The sequence below is a fragment of the Coleofasciculus sp. B1-GNL1-01 genome, assembly GCF_040220235.1.
In the GTDB taxonomy this organism is placed as follows: Bacteria; Cyanobacteriota; Cyanobacteriia; order Cyanobacteriales; family Coleofasciculaceae; genus Coleofasciculus.
This window is the reverse complement of the sequence record NZ_JAVJTO010000070.1, coordinates 100493-118720: the sequence shown is the minus strand read 5'-3', so window position 1 is coordinate 118720 and position 18228 is coordinate 100493. Positions and strand designations below refer to the sequence as shown.

At 44.6% G+C, this 18228-nt stretch carries 16 protein-coding genes; 9 read left to right on the top strand and 7 right to left on the bottom strand.

Going from position 1 to position 18228, the window contains the following annotated elements:
* Positions 1-79 precede the first annotated feature (79 nt).
* Positions 80-1363 (top strand): nucleotide disphospho-sugar-binding domain-containing protein, encoded by a 1284-nt coding sequence (locus RID53_RS17335; protein WP_446389276.1) that lies wholly within the window; start codon positions 80-82, stop codon positions 1361-1363.
* Between the two features lie 26 nt (positions 1364-1389).
* On the opposite strand, the gene RID53_RS17330 is transcribed toward RID53_RS17335, so the two are convergent.
* From RID53_RS17330 to lepB, 4 genes are all read right to left on the bottom strand, one after another.
* A complete protein-coding gene (locus RID53_RS17330) occupies positions 1390-3828 on the bottom strand; it encodes a 5'-nucleotidase C-terminal domain-containing protein (RefSeq protein ID WP_446389325.1) in 2439 nt (812 codons plus the stop codon).
* Positions 3829-4424: 596 nt separating this feature from the next.
* Entirely contained in the window at positions 4425-4865 is a 441-nt protein-coding gene (locus RID53_RS17325) for a hypothetical protein (protein ID WP_446389275.1), read from the bottom strand.
* Positions 4862-6154, bottom strand: coding sequence for an AAA family ATPase (locus RID53_RS17320; RefSeq protein ID WP_446389274.1), 1293 nt, complete (start codon positions 6152-6154; stop codon positions 4862-4864). The genes RID53_RS17325 and RID53_RS17320 overlap by 4 nt, the downstream gene beginning before the upstream one ends.
* A gap of 513 nt (positions 6155-6667) precedes the next feature.
* Positions 6668-7297 carry a signal peptidase I gene (gene lepB / locus RID53_RS17315; protein WP_446389273.1) on the bottom strand — a complete coding sequence of 210 codons (630 nt, stop codon included), beginning with the start codon at positions 7295-7297 and terminating at the stop codon, positions 6668-6670.
* A 194-nt stretch (positions 7298-7491) separates the two neighbouring features.
* On the opposite strand from lepB, the gene RID53_RS17310 reads away from it, so the two are divergent.
* Together RID53_RS17310 and RID53_RS17305 are read left to right on the top strand one after the other, a co-directional pair.
* Entirely contained in the window at positions 7492-8811 is a 1320-nt protein-coding gene (locus RID53_RS17310; protein ID WP_446389272.1) for a dihydroorotase, read from the top strand.
* 148 nt (positions 8812-8959) lie between these two features.
* A complete protein-coding gene (locus RID53_RS17305; protein ID WP_446389271.1) occupies positions 8960-9475 on the top strand; it encodes a DUF1499 domain-containing protein in 516 nt (171 codons plus the stop codon).
* A gap of 484 nt (positions 9476-9959) precedes the next feature.
* On the opposite strand, the gene RID53_RS17300 is transcribed toward RID53_RS17305, so the two are convergent.
* Positions 9960-10223: a hypothetical protein gene (locus tag RID53_RS17300; protein WP_446389270.1), complete on the bottom strand. Its 264-nt coding sequence runs from the start codon at positions 10221-10223 to the stop codon at positions 9960-9962.
* Between the two features lie 142 nt (positions 10224-10365).
* Between RID53_RS17300 and RID53_RS17295 the strand changes: the two genes are divergently transcribed.
* Positions 10366-11319 carry a UPF0175 family protein gene (locus RID53_RS17295; protein WP_446389269.1) on the top strand — a complete coding sequence of 318 codons (954 nt, stop codon included), beginning with the start codon at positions 10366-10368 and terminating at the stop codon, positions 11317-11319.
* A complete protein-coding gene (locus RID53_RS17290; RefSeq protein WP_446389268.1) occupies positions 11316-11705 on the top strand; it encodes a hypothetical protein in 390 nt (129 codons plus the stop codon). Before RID53_RS17295 ends, RID53_RS17290 begins: the two co-directional genes overlap by 4 nt.
* A gap of 9 nt (positions 11706-11714) precedes the next feature.
* Here the strand turns inward: RID53_RS17290 and RID53_RS17285 are convergent, their stop codons facing one another.
* Positions 11715-12149, bottom strand: coding sequence for a KGK domain-containing protein (locus RID53_RS17285; RefSeq protein ID WP_446389267.1), 435 nt, complete (start codon positions 12147-12149; stop codon positions 11715-11717).
* A 400-nt stretch (positions 12150-12549) separates the two neighbouring features.
* Between RID53_RS17285 and rd the strand changes: the two genes are divergently transcribed.
* From rd to lpxD, 4 genes are all read left to right on the top strand, one after another.
* Complete coding sequence (rd, locus tag RID53_RS17280; protein WP_006099872.1) at positions 12550-12711, top strand: rubredoxin; 162 nt, start codon at positions 12550-12552, stop codon at positions 12709-12711.
* 26 nt (positions 12712-12737) lie between these two features.
* On the top strand, positions 12738-13961 hold the full coding sequence (locus tag RID53_RS17275) for an NAD(P)/FAD-dependent oxidoreductase (RefSeq protein WP_446389266.1): 1224 nt from the start codon (positions 12738-12740) through the stop codon (positions 13959-13961).
* 515 nt (positions 13962-14476) lie between these two features.
* The gene (locus RID53_RS17270; RefSeq protein ID WP_446389265.1) at positions 14477-14863 is read left to right on the top strand and encodes a hypothetical protein; all 387 of its coding nucleotides are present in this window, start codon (positions 14477-14479) and stop codon (positions 14861-14863) included.
* Between the two features lie 72 nt (positions 14864-14935).
* Positions 14936-15976, top strand: a complete 1041-nt coding sequence (gene lpxD, locus RID53_RS17265) for a UDP-3-O-(3-hydroxymyristoyl)glucosamine N-acyltransferase (RefSeq protein ID WP_446389264.1) — start codon at positions 14936-14938, stop codon at positions 15974-15976.
* Between the two features lie 101 nt (positions 15977-16077).
* Here the strand turns inward: lpxD and RID53_RS17260 are convergent, their stop codons facing one another.
* Entirely contained in the window at positions 16078-18069 is a 1992-nt protein-coding gene (locus tag RID53_RS17260) for a hypothetical protein (protein WP_446389263.1), read from the bottom strand.
* Between the last annotated feature and the right edge of the window lie 159 nt (positions 18070-18228).

The window sequence follows — 18228 nt, the reverse complement described above, 5'->3', positions numbered from 1 at the left end:
AAAAAGGGTTTGTTTGTAATAGTTTTAAATGAATATACAATTTTTTTAATCAACTAAATGAAACAATGGGTAATAGATGATGCAACGAAGTCGTTTAGTCTTTTTCCCAGCCACATGGAATTTAGCGGAAACCACGCGAACACTGGAAGTGGCAAAAGCATGTCGTCCCAGGTTTGATCTACACTTTGCTAGCTACGGAGGACAGTTTGAACCACTCATTGAAGATGCAGGATTTGCGCTGACGAAGTTATCGCCTCGCCTGACCCCCACGAAAATCGAGCATCTCTATCAGATTGATCAAGGAGAAAAACTGGGATCATTTTTTTCGTTAGCAGAAACCCGCGATCGCGTAAAAAATGAAGTAGCATTCCTGCAAAACCTGCGTCCTCTCGCCGCGATTACAGGCTTCAATACCACGGTAACCCTATCCTGTCGTGTGGCAAAGATACCCTTGGTGTGGCTGACACAATCCACCTGGGATATTGAAGCGATGATTGATCAGGGATTGGGTTCCTATATGGATGATCTTGAGCGTCCCCTGATCAGACACCTACCAGACACTATGTTGCAATGGTTAACCAAGCGGGCTGTTGCTTATTTCAGCAAGGCGATTCTCAAACCGTTGAATACAGTAGCACAGGAGTATCAAGTTCAGCCCCTCAAAGACATCTACGAACTTTGGCAAGGCGATTACAATTTATTGGCTGAACCCGAGGACTTTTCCGGATTAGAAAAACAACGCCAATCCGACTATTATATTGGTCCATTAATTGCCAACTTGGATAAAGAAATCCCCCAAGCGGTACTTGAATGGGTGAATCAAGATAAACCTCTGGTCTATTTTTCCATGGGTAGTTCGGGACGACCTTCTGTAATTAAAGCCATAGTGGAAGGGTTTAAGGATCAACCCTTTAATGTGATTTCCCCGATGCAGCGAAAAACAGAAGGTTTAAATATAAACGTTCCGGTTGGTGTGCTTCTGACCGATTGGTTACCTGCTTTGCAGGTGAATCGGCTGGCTGACATCGCCGTGATTCATGGTGGTATTGGCACCGTCATGACTGCGGCGTTGGCGGGTAAACCCGTTGTCGGGGTGGGAATGATGTACGAACAAGAATACAATCTCGACTGTCTGGTGCGAAAAGGGTTTGCCAAGAGAATCCGTCGAACGACTATTAATCCAGATAAGATTAACCAGGCAATAACGGTGCTATTGAATAACCCGGATGCGAAAGACAAGGCGAAAGCCTACAGCAGACATTTAGAGAAATGGTTGAACTTACGAGACGAAAAGATCAGAGAGTTTTTCGTATCTTTGGATGAAGGCACATTAGCTGATCCGGCGATCAGTACCCCACGCTGAATAAAATACAGCGTGGGATGAATCCGTTAAATCACCAGAAAAGAAGTCTCAGTTAAACTATCAGCATTTACCTGATTGAGAATAGCCAACACCGTATCATCTGCGGATTTAATTAAGGTATTCCCATCTTGTTCACTAAAGGACAACTGACCGAAGGTGAGACCATTCGCCAAACCGATCGCGTCAGTTCCCACTTCAAAATCAACAATGGTGTCCGTTCCTTCTCCCACAGCCAACACAAAGGTATCACTCCCTTGACCACCAGAGAAGTCATCACCGGTTAAGGTGTCATTACCCAGACCGCCATAAATAATATCATCGCCATCATCGCCCCAGATTTGATCATCACCAGCTTCACCAAATAGAGTATCATTACCACTCTTACCCCCGATGCGATCGCTCCCTGCACCGCCGTAGATGATATCATCACCCCCAGCTTCACCCACTTGGGCGCTGCGGCTATTCCGGTCTCCCCGCAGTACATCATCACCATCGCCACCTCGGATCAGATCATCACCGAGTTCACCAGCAGCAAGGTCATTCCCAGCAAAGGCGAGAATTAAATCCTGATTTGGGGTACCGACGAGGGTATTTGCCCCATCCGTTCCCGCGATCGCGCCTTCACCGAGGACGGTATCGCTACGAACGTCTAGGTTTTGAATGCGAGTGTCGAGTGCAGGAGGTACATCTTTATTATCAAAGGGCGTTTGGCTATAATTGTCTGCCAAATACTCCGCTAACGCATCTTGTTCAGAACCATCCGGCACAAACGTGGCTACCCCTGTGCGAGGTGCATCGTCGGCTTGTGCCAAGTTGACTTGATTGGCAGAGTCTCCCATGGGGAAAGGATAGCCATCACCACCACCCGCGAGAAAGGCTAATGTGACCATACGGAAGCTGCGATCGGGATTGCCAATTAGTTCACCATTGGCAACAACCACATCGGTGACATTCCCATCACCATCTTGAATCGCTAAGGATTGAACCCGATCGCCCGCTGGCAAATCGGCATCAAAACTGAACGCCATCCCCCCAACTTGGGGAAACCGTCCCGGTGTTGCACCGGGTTCTGTCTGGGAAACGCCATGTTCAATAATATCTAGGAGTTCTTGGGCGGTGACAGTGACTAAGGTTAACCCGTTGTTGAAGCGGAGGGAGTTGGAAATATCCAGTTGAGAAATATCTCCTTCTTCCTTACCAGCGAGGGGATTGGGTTGGGGCGGGAGTTTGAGTATATCTTCGGGATCTGTTGAACCAGGAGGATAGGTGACGACACCAATGTTATCCCGAATCCCACCCCCATTTTTCAGGGAAATCACCACACTGGGGTCAGACTCCTGCGCGATCGCCAGGTTCGCATCGGCGGTAAGATTTCCCAAATTAGTTTCTTGGGTGCGGACATCGCTGCGTGTTCCATTAAGAAAGACTTCGGTATTGCCAAAAATGTTACCCTCTTGGCTGGCGATGACATCCCGCAACGTCTGGGTAATGTCCACAATATCGGGGTCAGGAGTCCCACCCACAGCGGCGACGCCTTCCTCATCGGTGGCGTAAGCACCACTAATCGTAGGGTCGATGCTATCCGGAATAATTACACCGTTCTCGTCAAAGTCAACCACCAAGCGACCCACGTATTTATAGTTCCCATCGGTGTTAACTACAGCAACGGGATTCCCATCAGCTGCTGTCTTGAGAATCGGATAAGCACCTTCCACTTCATCGCCAGCGCGAAGGCGATCCGTTTCATCAGCTAGCAGCGTATTGGAACCGCCAGCGACAATAATGTCTACATCTGCCAAAGCGGTAGCCAGTTGTGCTTCAATCCCAATCTGCTGCATGTGCGCCAGCAGGATAACTTTGTTAATATCCGAGTTATTGGTCAGCAGGGTATCGACCGAGTCTTGAATTTCTGTGGCTAACGCCTGAATATCGGCGGGATTAGCCGAATCAAATTCAATCGGCGCAACGCCGACATCATCGGGAGAGGAAATCTGAGGTAAGGTTGGCGTCGTCGCACCAACAACACCAATGCGTTCCCCATTAACGGTAATAATGGTATTGCCAGCAATACTGTTCGGAATGGTATCGGCTTCTTGTCCATCCTCAACCACAAGGGGTGCTAAATTTTCATCACGGCTAAAATCCAGGTTGGCGCTGAGATAGGGAAACTGAGTTCCCGGATAATCACCATCCGCCGCAATCACATCCGCGATCGCACCCGTACCCAGGTCAAATTCGTGGTTACCAAAGGCGATCGCTTGAAAGCCTAACTCATTTTGGATTAAGATATCGCCTCGTCCAGCACCACCAAACGCGGTTCTACTGGCGGAGAAAAAGGGACCCGGAATATAGGCATCTCCGGACGATAAAACCAGGGTATTGGGAAAGTCAACCCCAGGAATACCATCAATATCTTGCGTTTTCAGGGCGTTGAGAACAGCCGAAAAGCGGGGCGCGTCGTCTATCGCTGGGATTCCCCCTTCTTGGTCAGCCGCATGTAGTAACTGGAGTGTAAAGTTAGCCATGTTTAATTAACAAAAAACTCAGGTTGTTCAGGTGTTATCCTCAGCTAGGGCATAAAGGGGAAGAGAAAGCGAATCGAGGAATTTATGCACAGCGCTATCACGGCGGAATTGACCTCTTCTCGTTTTCCCGTCCTTTTCTGTAACCTAAATTACAGATGCCAAGCCGCTTACTTGGTAATATTTCTATTTTTTTTGAGTACAAATATACTTTGCCAAAGTTTTGTAAAGAAATGGTTAATTACTTTTTAAGAATTTACATCTTTATCAAGTCTTTATGTTAAGTGTTTAATCTTTACAGAATCTTCACATAAGTCAGGGTGGGCGCGAGTGCTAGCTTTCGCACCAAGGTGCAGGAGTATCGCCCAAATCCGGGAAGTACACCCTTGGTAGGGTTAGCCGGATTTTGGCTTGACAGGTGCGATCGTAACCCTTGAGGTATATTTCGTCAATATACAGAACCGTCAGACTCGGATTCACTACCCAATGATTGAGGCGACGTAGGGGCGCATAGACGTGCGCCCTTTTCCAGACGTGCGCTATGAATTCCCCTCATAAGTATAGGAAATTTCTCCATTCTTTATAAAGAGTTTAGCATTATATTTTTGTTTAAACTTTTTCTTTAGATTCTGTATTTCAGTTGAGTTGATGGGACATCTTGTGCTTGAAATAAAGCAGAGTTTAATCAGAGATTTGCAATTACAAGACAACACCTCAATCGCTCTTTCAATTTGCTCCACCGCATGCTGAACATTAGAACCTTTTAACTCAATATAAACCTCTTGTTCATTGGGCAATATGAGTAAATAGTCGCATCTGATACCGTCTTTAATCACACAATCATCTACCTGAACAACTTTTATGGTAGCCCGATTTGGATTATGTAATCGGAATTTACTTCGTTTATTTCGACTCCCAGGATCAGTAACAACAATATAGGTATCACTCTTAATCGTTTCACACTCGGCAAAATTTCTCATGGATTGATATCGAGAAGTTGATCAAACTGAATGGCTAGTTCATTCGATACGTCATCAATAATATTCGTATCTATTAATCCTGTTTCAAGATCGAGAATGGAATGGCAATAACCATCGGCTAAAGAATATACAGCCAGATCATTAGGCTCAAGTAATCTTGATGTAGGAACATAACGAGCTATTTCTTTTTTCTTTTCTTCAGTAGCATTAGCCGCCAAGAATCCGGCTTGAAGCAGATTATTGAAAGCCGTTAATATATAAGGACTATGAGTTGTAATAAAAAACTGCAAGTTATCTTTGCCAGAGTTATAGACTGTAGAAATTAGCTCGACCATATCTCTCTGAGCGGCTGGAAAAATATGTGCCTCTGGCTCCTCAATATATATGGATTGACCCCCTATTTTGGGTTTTGATAATGCAACTGCTCTAAGAATAAGAGCTAATGGCAATACTTCTTGTTGTCCCGAAGACGAATTTGAAACACTAATTTTTCTGCCTCTATCCATTGCCAGATAATCTTCCCCGTCTTCTTGAAAATACTTGCCGCAAAGAATTTTTGTGCTAAGTTTATCTATCTCCTCGTTTAATTGTTTGTTATTGACTCTTCCTCTCAACCTTTCAAGTCTAATCGGATTTTTCACGCTTTCATAGTAATTCCCGAACTCAACCAGAAACGGATCGACAGCTTTGTTCTCAGATAAAAAAGTGAATATACTACTTTTGAGATTGGCAAAAAAGGATCGTCCTGCTGGAATATATAATTGTGAAAACGTGACAACTTGAGGAACTTTTTTAGCTACATCCCGTAAAAAGGATCGCTGTATATCATAGATAATATTGAAACGAGAGAGAACACCAACTGGCATATCTTGTTCAGCGGCTTTCTCATTTTGTTTCTGAATGATATTTCTCAAATAAACAAATTCATCTTTAAAAAATTCTGAATAGTTAAGTACCACTTCCGGTGAGCTTTTCTTGTTTTTTCGTTTTCGGTAAATCTCAATAAAATCTTCACCGACATAATAACAAATTTTAAAGTTTGCGTTTCCCCAGGATGATGACGGGAAATATTCATAAAATCTGCTTTTGAAATCTTGATCAAGCTCTCTTTTATGTTTTGATCGTTCTGCGGCGTTAAGAATTTCAGATATAAAGCTTTTGAAGTAGAAGAGTAACTTGGCGACGACACTCTTCCCGCTGGCTTGGGGACCGATCAAAATATTAATGGGTTTGACATCTAGCGTAATATCTTTAATTCCCACAAAATCTTTAATTTCAATTCTTTCCATAATTCAATATCAGTAATATACTCTCAGCTTAGTGACAAAAGTGTTATCAGATAAGAGGTTCAGCCATCGCAGCCGAAGATTGTATCCAGTAGGATTTTAACCGATCATCGTTCACACTATTACTGGATAAGGCGTTAAGCTAATTGTAGTACATCAGCATCAGAGAAACTTCAGTATAAAAATTTCACCCAAATACAGCAAATTTCTCTGCGTACCTATGCGCCATCCTTTGCGTACCTCTGCGTTAAAAAAATATAATATGAGTGCGAAGTCTCATGTACGGTTCTCAGGGGAGGGGAGAGGGGCGACCCTCAAACTTTACCCGACCATTACGCCCAGAAAACATAAGAAATTAGGGCTAAGGTTCCCTACTACGAACCCAAGCTAATCTACCCAATTAGGTGTGCCACGCCACTACAAAAGTGACATGCGTATCAGGTCATACAGAAAAGGGGAGAAATTTCTCCCCTTCCCCTGTTCCTCGGCTCTCCTGCAAGCTTCACCGAAAACGTTTTAGTCTACTGGCTGTTGCATCTGGGTTGAAGGAGAGGCGTCTGGAGCCACAGATTCAATCACATCGACTTCACCTACCCGATCCAGGGGCCAAAAGCGGACGATCGCTCGTCCAATAATATTGTTACGGGGGACAAAACCCCAATAGTGAGAGTCGTAGCTATTATTGCGATTATCTCCCAAAACCAAATAGTTGTCCTCAGGCACAGTCACGGGTCCGTAGCTGTATTCGGCTTCCTCTTCGATATATTGTTCCCGCAAGACTTGACCATTGACATAAACTCGTCCTCCCTTCACCTCCACGGTTTCGCCAGGAAGACCAATCACTCGTTTGATAAAGGCGTCTTTGAAATTTTGTTGCTTGAGCGCATCTGTGGGAGAAAAGACAACAATGTCTCCGCGCTGGGGTTGACGGAAGTTATAGCTGATCTTATCAATAATCAGGCGATCGTTAATCTGTAGGGTGGGTTCCATAGAACCCGAAGGGATATATCGCGCTTCTGCCACAAAGCTGCGAATCCCGATCGCGAGAAAAATACTTAAGCCAATGGTCTTAAATCCCTCTACCCAGGGATTTTCCGTCTTTTGTACCGATTGTTTTTCAGAGTCTCGATTTTGGGCACGAGTCATAGCCGTTGAATCACCTTAAGCAATCACGAGTTGGACGATGGGGGAAAATCAGCGGAGGAAAATCAGCCGATTAGTAGGCTCATCTCTTCCAATGTAACCGAAGCGGTTGTAACCGCAGTGGTTCCTCTAGTAACTGGACAAAATTCGCTTTAAAGTAGGAATACTGAAGCTATTGGGAATTTTAGCATTTTCTTATGTCCTCTGACTCAAGCTTACTCATCCGCCATGCTCGTATTCTCATGCCCACAGGGGACATTTTGCTGGGAGATGTCCTCACTCGTGGTCGAGAAATTGTCCAGATTGCCCCAGACATCTCAGCTTCGGCAGATAGGGAAATCGACGCAACAGGGTTAACATTGTTGCCGGGAGTTATCGATCCACAAGTTCATTTTCGCGAACCGGGCTTAGAACATAAGGAAGACTTATTTACCGCCAGTTGTGCTTGTGCCAAGGGAGGCGTTACCTCCTTTCTGGAAATGCCCAACACTCGCCCCCTAACCACAACTCAAGCCGCCTTAGACGATAAGCTGAAACGGGCATCCGAGAAGTGCTTAGTCAACTACGGCTTTTTTATTGGCGCGACGCCAGCAAATTTGCCCGATCTGCGTGAGGCACAGCCGACCTGTGGGATTAAAATATTTATGGGTTCGATGCGTGGGGGGCTATTAGTGGATAGCGAGGAAGCCCTCGACCCAATTTTTGCCGAGGGAAGCCGACTAATTGCGGTTCATGCTGAAGATCAACAGCGAATCCGGGAACGGCGGGAAAAATTTGCTGGAATTAATGATCCGGCAATTCACTCCCAGATTCAGGATAATCAAGCCGCCCTAAATGCGACTCAACTGGCGCTGAAACTCTCGAAAAAATATCAGCGACGCCTGCATATTCTGCATCTGTCTACCGGGGAGGAAGCCGAGTTACTGCGTCGAGATAAACCCAGTTGGGTAACGGCTGAAGTCACCCCTCAACACCTGCTCCTCAATACCAGCGCCTATGAGGAAATCGGCACCTTGGCGCAAATGAACCCACCCTTGCGATCGCCCCAGGATAATGCCACCCTTTGGCAAGCGCTATTAGATGGCGTCATTGACTTTATTGCCACGGATCACGCCCCTCATACCCTAGAGGAAAAAGCCCAAACCTATCCCAATAGTCCCTCAGGAATGCCGGGAGTAGAGACATCCTTAGCCTTAATGCTCACCCAAGCCATACAAGGACGCTGTACTGTTGCCCAAGTCTCCAACTGGATGTCTACGGCTGCTGCTAAAGCCTATCGCATTCCCAACAAAGGCGCGATCGCTCCCGGTTATGATGCCGATTTGGTCTTAGTAGACTTAGAAAATTACCATCCGGTGCGGCGAGAGGAACTCTTAACTAAATGTGGTTGGAGTCCCTTTGAAGGCTGGAACTTAACCGGATGGTCGGTGATGACGATTGTTGGAGGTAAAGTGGCTTATGAACGGGGCAAACTGCACACAGATGTACGCGGTCAAGCCTTGAGGTTTGATGGGTAAAACTGTGACTCTTTTCTTGGCTCAAGAAGTAATAAACCGTCTGCCTTGAAGCCTTCTAGCCTCTGCCTTTTGCTATCCCTCAAACCCACCCTGTCTAAATGATTAATTAAGGCAAAGGACAAATAACGAATGACAAAGGACAAACACTATGACATTAGAAGCGCAAAAGCGATCACCACTTAAAGCTATTTTGATCGTCTTGATTGCTTTAATCTTCATTGTTTCTGCCTCTATAGGCGTAACCTTAACTGTTTCAGGAGGAGAGATGTTTGCTGGAAAACGACCCACGAATCTTGGTGTTGAGTCAGGGAAGTTAACTACCTGTCCCGAAACGCCAAACTGTGTCAACAGTCAAGCTCAAGATGCCCAACATAAAATTGATCCGTTAACCTACAAATCAGCACCAGCTAAGGCAATAGCTGACCTAAAAACCCTGATTGAGAACATGGAAAGAACCAAAATTATCACGGAATCAGAGAATTATCTTTACGCCGAATTCGCGACTAAGCTGATGGGGTTCGTCGATGACGTAGAATTTTTCCTAGATGAAGGAGCGAATGTTATCCATGTTCGTTCAGCATCGCGTTTAGGACAATCCGATTTAGGCGTCAACCGCAAACGGGTAGAAACTATTCGCGCCAAATTCAACGAACTGCAAACCTAAGTGCAAATTCTCTGATGGGGTGACAAGCCGATCAAAATTTTGCTGAATTTTTTTACAACAGAAGCATCAGTGAGGTACTTCAGATCCCCGACTTAGGATACTGCTGGCAAATCAGGGATCAGTCTGGTAGGGTGGGTTAGGCGGGACTCAATTGTAAGACATAACCATTTAATTAGATATCCGCCGTAACCCACCAATCCTTAGCTAATACAGTTTGTAGTAAGGGATGCGAGCCTATCAAATGCTCGCCTAGTCTGCTTTCAGTGCGATCGCACCAAGTTCCTAGTTCGTAGTAAAGGATGCAAGCCTATTGGCTTGACACAGCTAAAATTGTGGAATAGATTTTACCATTGAATCGGGCGCAAAGCTTTGCGCCCCTACGGTTTCCGGGCGTAATTCTAATTCATCTTGCTTAGGTGTACCAAGCCGCCATCTTAATTAATTAGATATCCGCCATAACCCAGCCATCCTCGGCGCTGAACCGTTAACTGTTGGAATTAAAAGTACGCATAAAGGCTGCGATCGCGCCTCTACCCCAAGGTGTCAACTTACCCTGAGTCGATCCCAGCGTTTCCCCAGGATTTGATTGTTGGCGTAACATCACCGGACGCAAGACCCACAGTAGAATAGCGATACTCAGAATAATCGCCGTCGGATTATCCCCATACTGCAATAACGGCGTCGGATCGATAGGTGGAGTCGTTGGGTTAGTTTGGCTGGTGGAAATCGTAGCTTGTTCCTTGGACATGAATTTGTCTTTCCTTTGCGTTCAACATCTTTATGATTCCTTAGCTACCCATATCTAAAAGCTGCACTTTCAGCTCATTCTTGCTGCTACCGTTGAAAGTGAGCCAAAATTGAGCCATCAACCGGACATTCAATAGATAAGCATGGCGGTTACTCTCAAAGCATCTAAACCCGGACTGGAAATAGTCGATCAGGCAAGACGAAAGAAAGGCTGGACAGCGACAGCCGCCGCTTGGTATCAAGATGCCAACACGACACAAGCAACCCTGAAGCGGTTCCGGCGGGGATTACCCATTCAGCAAGATGCCTTTATTGGAATTTGTCAGGCTGTCGGGATAGAGAATTGGCAAGAGATTGTTGATGATAGTCCACCGTCGCCGACAGATTCCAGACCCGAATTTTTTGCTTATGACGAAGCCTGGGTAGGTCGAGAACAGTTAGTTACTCAACTGAATCAGAAACTGCGAGGGACGTATCGGCTATTACTGCTGGTGGGTATCACCGGAATTGGTAAAACCGCCTTGGCTGAACGCTTGACGGTGGAACTACAAGACTGGTTTCAGGGGGATTGGAAAAATAACCTGCGGAGAGCTAATTTTGATTATCAAGACAAAACCACAGATTTTGCCAGTGTCGCCGCCAGATGGTTGGAAGAGTGGGGAGAAAGACTCTCAGCAGAAGAGAAACAGCCAGAACGATTGCTGTACAGATTAGTCAAACACCTGCACAAGAATCAGGTGCTGGTGCTGATTGATTCTCTGGAAAGATTGCTAACGGGAAATGAAGAAGAAGGTTGGGGGAATTTTGCTGATAAGTGGTGGCTCAAATTATTTTTGAGCTTGTTATCCGCCGAATCTTGTCAAAGTCGGTTAATTGTCACCTCACAAGATTTGCCAGTTCAGTTGGTAGATTCCCGTTATAGTAATTTTTGGCATTTACTCATGATTAAACTCTTTGAAACCGGACACCTCTCCCTTGGACAAGCGGCAAAATTAGCAGGCTATTCCAAAGCCACCTTTATCGAATTACTTGGCAAACGAGGAGTTCCTGTAATCGATTATCCTCCAGAAGACTTGCAAGAGGAGGTTAATCTTTGACCCAACCAGCCGTTACTAATAGTACTTGTCTGATTGGCTTAGAACGCATTGGACAGTTAGATTTACTCCCCCAAGTCTTTCCTGTTATATTTGCACCTCCCACCGTAGTTGTTGAAGTCAGAAGCACATTAAGCTGGCTGAGAGTTCAAGCTAAACAAATTGGATTAAAAGTAATTGGCAAAGTGGGGATGCTTTTATACCAAATCCGGGTTAGCTACCCCCGTTATAACCCAGTCCGCGCAGGCGGACTTTGTTTGTGTAGCAGCGATTTTAATCGCCTCTTCAAAAGGCTAGGTGGCTGGGAAGATGAACCCCAAGTCGTTGGTGATATAATCGCAGAAATTATGAGCGATCGCGCCGCACACCCATTGAATCAAAAATGTTGACTATCTGATTTATTGGTTTTCTGGCTGACTCTCATCCTGATGAACAATCTGACGCAGATTCGTAAGTGGGGCTTCAGATGGCTCAAGTTTTAAATTATTTCGGCGATAGGTTTCTACAGCACTCTGTTCTTCTATATAAAATTCCAGATTAATTTTCAGTTTCACCTTTCCTTTTTTCCAGCGATCCGCACCTAACTTGAGAATTTCACAATCGATTCCCTGGCTAAACCATTTCCCTGAGTCATTATCATCACCTGCGGATTTCAGAATAGTTTCATCGATAGTCACTCCATTATCACTTAAACTATCGTTGAATTTCGCTCCGATATCTGAAGTCAAGGATTGATTTAAAGCCTTTTTCAATTTATGAACCTTGTATGTATCCTCTCCAAACGACAGAACATCATTATCCCCACACTCTAATAAATAAAATTTACCGTTCATCTTACTCTCCAGTTGTCGTTGGCAAAATTCTCACTATAACTATCGCAATGCTAGACATGCGATACCACCCGATCAGATAGTATAGGTAGACAAAACTCCCTGGCTACCGACTGAATCAGGGAGTTCAGTCGGTAGCCATTATGCGCTTTCATCGCTTCAACGTCGCGAAGTTGACGCTCTAAATTTCGTTGAATGCTTAGATCCTGTTACTTTAGACGACTACTCAGCGGTTGTCAATCATCCCCTAGATTCGCCAACCCCTAAAAGCATTTTTCTTCGGTAAAATAGCAAATAATTGCTGTGCCAAACTCTTCCATCCCACTATAGCTAGCCTGAATCAGTTGTGCAATACGGTGTACGATACACTGTACGACGGAATCAGATAATAGGAGAAGACAATATGAAAAAATATGTTTGCACCGTTTGCAACTACGAATATGATCCCGAAAAAGGTGATCCCGATGGCGGTATCGAACCCGGAACCGCCTTTGAGGATATCCCGGATGACTGGGTATGTCCCGTCTGTGGGGCGGCTAAATCGGATTTTGAACCCTTAGAATAATCATAACCCTGACTACTGCAAGCACCTTGTCTCTTAGAATTGTCGTTATCGGTGGGGGTGCGGCTGGTTTTTTCGGCGCGATCGCATCTGCATCCGCCCATCCTCACACCCAAGTCATCCTGCTGGAAGCCTCGAAAACACCTTTAACTAAGGTGCGGATTTCTGGTGGGGGGCGCTGTAATGTTACCCATGCGTGTTTTGACCCCGCCCTTTTGGTACAAGCCTATCCCAGGGGGGGGAAAGCCTTGCGCGGCGCGTTTACGCGGTTTCAACCCAAAGATACGATCGCCTGGTTTGAGGCGCAGGGGGTACAGTTGAAAACCGAAGCGGATGGGCGGATGTTCCCGGTTACGGATACGTCGCAAACCATTGTGGATTGTCTCATCCACGCGGCTATAAGCGCAGGGATTCAGATTCGCACCGCGACTCCGGTTAAATCCATTCGCTTTACCTCTGGGTTTCAACTCCAGTTAAAAACCGGAGAAATAATTGAGTGCGATCGCGTGCTTTTTGCGACAGGGAGTAATCCCCTTGGTTATCGCTTTGCTAAGGATTTGGGTCATTCGATTCAAGCCCCTGTCCCCTCTTTATTTACGTTTACGATATCAGACCCACGCTTACAGGATTTAGCCGGAATTAGTGTGAATGATGTTTGCCTTAAACTACCAGAAGCGGGGAAAACTGTCAAGGAACAAACGGGTTCCTTACTGATTACTCATTGGGGATTAAGTGGTCCAGTCGTCCTCAAACTGTCGGCGTGGGCGGCTCGATTTTTCCATGATTGTCGCTACCAAACTCCCTTGATTATCAATTGGCTTCCCCAATACAACCAAGACTATCTACGCCAGCTATTACTATCGGTTAAATCTCAACTTCCGCACCGTCATATCAGCACGAGTTGCCCAATTCCGATTCCGAAACGGTTATGGCAGAGTTTAATTAGCTATGTTGGTATTGACCAAAATAAACGCTGGGCAGAACTCTCGAAAAAAGCTCTAAATCAATTGGTACAAGAATTAAATCAGGGACGTTATTTGATTCAAGGGAAGGGTGTTTTTAAGGAGGAATTTGTCACCTGCGGCGGGATAAGTTTAAAAGAGGTGAATTTTAAAACAATGGAAAGTCGCTGCTGTCCAGGGCTTTACTTTGCGGGTGAAATCCTGGATGTTGATGGAATTACGGGCGGATTTAATTTTCAGAATGCTTGGACAACGGCTTGGTTAGCAGGTCAAGCAATGGGGACAATGTAGGGGCGGGTTTAACCATAATTGTAGGGGCGGGTTTAGGGACTCAATTCGGATATCCACCGATAAATGAACAACAAAACCCGCCCTAATTCCTAATTCAGATCAAATCCGTTACAAAATTATATTTTTTCAACGCAGAGGAACGCAGAGGTTTACGCAGAGTAACGCAGAGGGGGTAAGTAGGTGGGGACAATTAAAGTTAACGGCGGAGATCGTCATTCGTCATTCGTCATTTGTAAGGGTTTGAGGAACATTCACAGAACTTAACATAATTCGGTTTATTTCCACCAACCTACTTAGAGGACTTGAGGGACAAATTTATAGGATTTATAACCAAACAGAATGATATTAATTTTTTAATTTATGGAATATTTTTTTGTGCTGGTAAATAAACAATAAAACTATCCCTGTCTCACGTAGCCTCACAAGGCTTGCGCCCTCAAAGTTTGCATACCCTAGTTCTTATAAAAAACGCTATAATATATAATCTATGTCTTCAAACTGGTGAGGATAGAAGTATGTATAAAATCCTAATAGTTTCTGCCCTAAGTTTGATAACGTTTACAGGAAATACCGTCAATGGCATAGCCCAGACATCCCCGCGATCGCCTGCATCATCTCCAGATATAGATCCCGGATATTACATTGACCTGAATCGGGCGAAAAATCTAGCCCGACAAGCGGCTGAACGGATTAATGGTGGATTGAGGCAATATCGGGCGGAAGCGGCGATGCATGGTCCGGTACAAGATGCACCTTATACAGAGAACGACGATAATACCATAACATTTACCTTTAAAGGACGTCCTCCCGGTGCAAATGTGTTTACCGTAGAAACCAGCGTCACTGTCAATCAAACCAATGGCAGGGTAACGGTTAACTATAATAGACCGATTAGCAATTAATTAAATCCTTTGCTAAAAACGTCCATGGCTGAACCATGAACCATGAACGATCAACCATGAACCCTGACGACGATGAAATTTAGTGAACTGGTAGAAAAGCTTAATATAGACACCGATCGCACAAGTCTATTAGCTAATCCAGAGGGTGATCCAGAGATTCAGGGGATCGCCCCAATTGATCAAGCCACCCCCAGTACGATCAGCTATATTGAGGGGGCTAAGTTTGCCGCTAGGGTGAAAACTACCGAGGCGAGGGCGTTAATTTTACCCTTGGATGACGGGTTACAACGACAAGCCACAGAACGCGGTATTGCTTGGATTGGCGCATCGGAACCCCGACTATTATTTGCCCGGGCGATCGCACTTTTCTATCAACCCTGGAAACCTGCACCGGAAATTCATGCTAGCGCTGTGATTCATCCAGAGGCGCAGGTAGGGGATGGGGTTTATATTGGGGCGCATGTGGTGATTCAGGCGGGGGTGAGGATTGGTGATGGGGTTTGTATTCATCCGAATGTGGTGATTTATCCCGATGTGCAAATTGGCGATCGCACAATTTTACATGCTAACTGTACGATCCATGAACGTAGCCAAATTGGGGCGGATTGTGTGATTCATAGCGGTGCGGTAATTGGTGCGGAAGGGTTCGGTTTTGTCCCCACCAAAGAGAGGTGGTTCAAGATGGAACAATCGGGGTATACCGTATTAGAAGATGGGGTGGAAATCGGCTGTAATACGACGATTGATCGTCCGGCGGTGGGAGAAACTCGGATTGGTGGTCATACTAAAATCGATAACTTAGTCCAAATTGGTCATGGGTGTCAAGTGGGAAGTGCTTGTGCGATCGCGGCGCAAGTTGGTTTAGCTGGAGGTGTGAAAATCGGGAATCGGGTAATTCTCGCTGGTCAAGTTGGGATTGCCAATCAAGCTAAGATTGGAGACGGCGCGATCGCCTCGGCAAAATCGGGGATTCATAATGATGTCGAACCCGGGGCGATTGTCTCGGGTACTCCTGCTGTTCCCCATAAATTATTTTTGAAAGTATCCGCGATTTATAATCGGTTACCGGAAATGTATCAAACATTGAAGCAATTACAGAAAAACAAAGGGTGATATTATGCCCGCCCGGACAAGATTCCCTGTTCCCTGTTCCTTATTGGGATCAACTGATGTCCTAACCTATCCCCATAGTGCTATAAAAAGGGGTGAATCCATTACCCCTCTTTATGACGGCTCAAGTCGATCACAAAAATTTCGCCGTCGTCATAGATTCTTTCTCTTAAATTACCCAGCTTTTTCAAATTGTCTTGGAAATCTAATGTGTACTGAACTTCGCTTCTGAGAGAAGGACGAAGAACGTTTATAATCCGATCAGGTTCAACCCAGGGATAAATCTCGTCTCCCAGTTTTCGCACCCAATAGTCTCTTTGATGTGCGGGTTCGGGATTATAAGAATAGGCGACATATTGAATGGATTTGGACGCTAAATAGTCACTCAGGGCTTCAGCACCTTTAAATAAAGGCATACCTGGTGGTAAACTCGCATGACCTGGACTATCTACAATGTAAATTGTATTACGACTAAAATCCAGTAGAAATGGTTTATCGAGTCGGGTTAAAAGAAGTTCACCTTCGGGAATTGACTCCTGTACATTTTTATATTGCTCAGCTTCCTGTTTTGGCGCTAAAACTAAAGGCGTACCCGATAAGCTGCGCCGGATATTTCCTACATGACTTTGATAAAACTCTCGGCTGGCATTCCAACCACTGCCTTTACCAATAAGCATACCCAGTACCAGCATAGCAACGAGGGCGGAGGTATATTTAGTAAATTTGTGATCATTCTTCTCTTTGTCTTTGACTTCAATGTTGCTGATTATTTTCACCACCAAAACGATAATCGTTACGTATGCGAAAGGAAAGGTATAACGTTCAGCTACTACCCCAGCCAAACCCAATAAAAGGGCGATCCCCACCGCCGAACTAATTAGTAGTGATAAAGTTGCTCCGCGTTCTTCCTTCTGCCATGTTTTCCCAGGGTTCAATCGTAGATAAGCCCCAGCCACCAATAGAAATCCAATGTGAGTTACTTCCAGCGCTGCTTTAATCATTTCCGAGAACCCTTTTAAGGTCAGCATATCGCCAGTACGCTGCGTATAATGATCGTAATAGATGGCGGCATGATAGCCTTTGCCTAAGAAAGGATAAAGCAACGTTCCGGATGATTGGTATAATGAAATCATCCAGGGTAAAATAAATAGTAAAGTCAATGCTCCGGCGGCACACAACTCATAGAATGCTTTTTTGATAGGGCGATAATTCTTAATATAAAAGTAGTAACTTGCTGCCAATAAAATAACAGCGGCTATAAGCAGAGTATATTTTGCTGAAAAAATAGCGGCTGTAATCAATGCAATAATAGATGCCCTCTTTAAAAAGTGGTAAGATTTTAATTTTTGCCAATCTAGAGTACGAAAAAGACTCAAAAATAATACAGAACCTACAACAATACTGGTCGTATTCCGTGCAGGGGGAATCACCAGTAGCAATGGGCATAAAATTAAAAGTCTTTTTTTAGGGGGAATATTGTTATCTTTAAAAAGACCTAAAACACCTAAAAATAAGATAAGCCAGGAAATTCCCGGATCAATGATCCGAATATTACGTTCAGGTAAAATGCTTAAAACAAACGTATGGAGAAAAGACTGAGCGCCTAGGGAAGATTCTAGCCTCCTACGACTGAAAGGATCAAGACCCATTGAACCCATATCTAGCATTTTATTGGGAAAAACCAAATAAGCAAAATAGTCATCAACTGAATGAAATTTATCCGTAGCAACCCACCCGGCATATTGGATGATAAGCAATCCGAAAATTAGACAAGCTACGATGATTATCCCAATGTTATTATTCAATTTTATTTTGGCTTTATTTAAAGAATTAAATCCGATAAACTTGGATTGATAAATATCAAGTATAAAACCAATAATACCTAAACCTAAATAGAGCAGTATGCTAGTTGTTGAAATTGTCCATGTCAGATTTAATAATCCGCCAATGACCATACTGAAAGCCATGCCCCACGCCGCTTTTTGCCCCCAATCAACTTGATCTTTGGGAAACAAAATGCGATTAACAGTTCCGCCCCAACCGCTGAGGGATAACAGAATAAAAATTTCCCAGAAAAATGCGATACAGTATGACATCACTCCTCGTTAGTTTTCTTATCGTGTATGTTGGTGATTCAACTATTAATTAGGTCGGCATAATTAAAGTCCGAATGAACGACCGTGACTCTACATAGGTGATGAATCAATATTATACAGCAAACTGGAGAAACTTATTCATCTCTGTTTCATGTATTT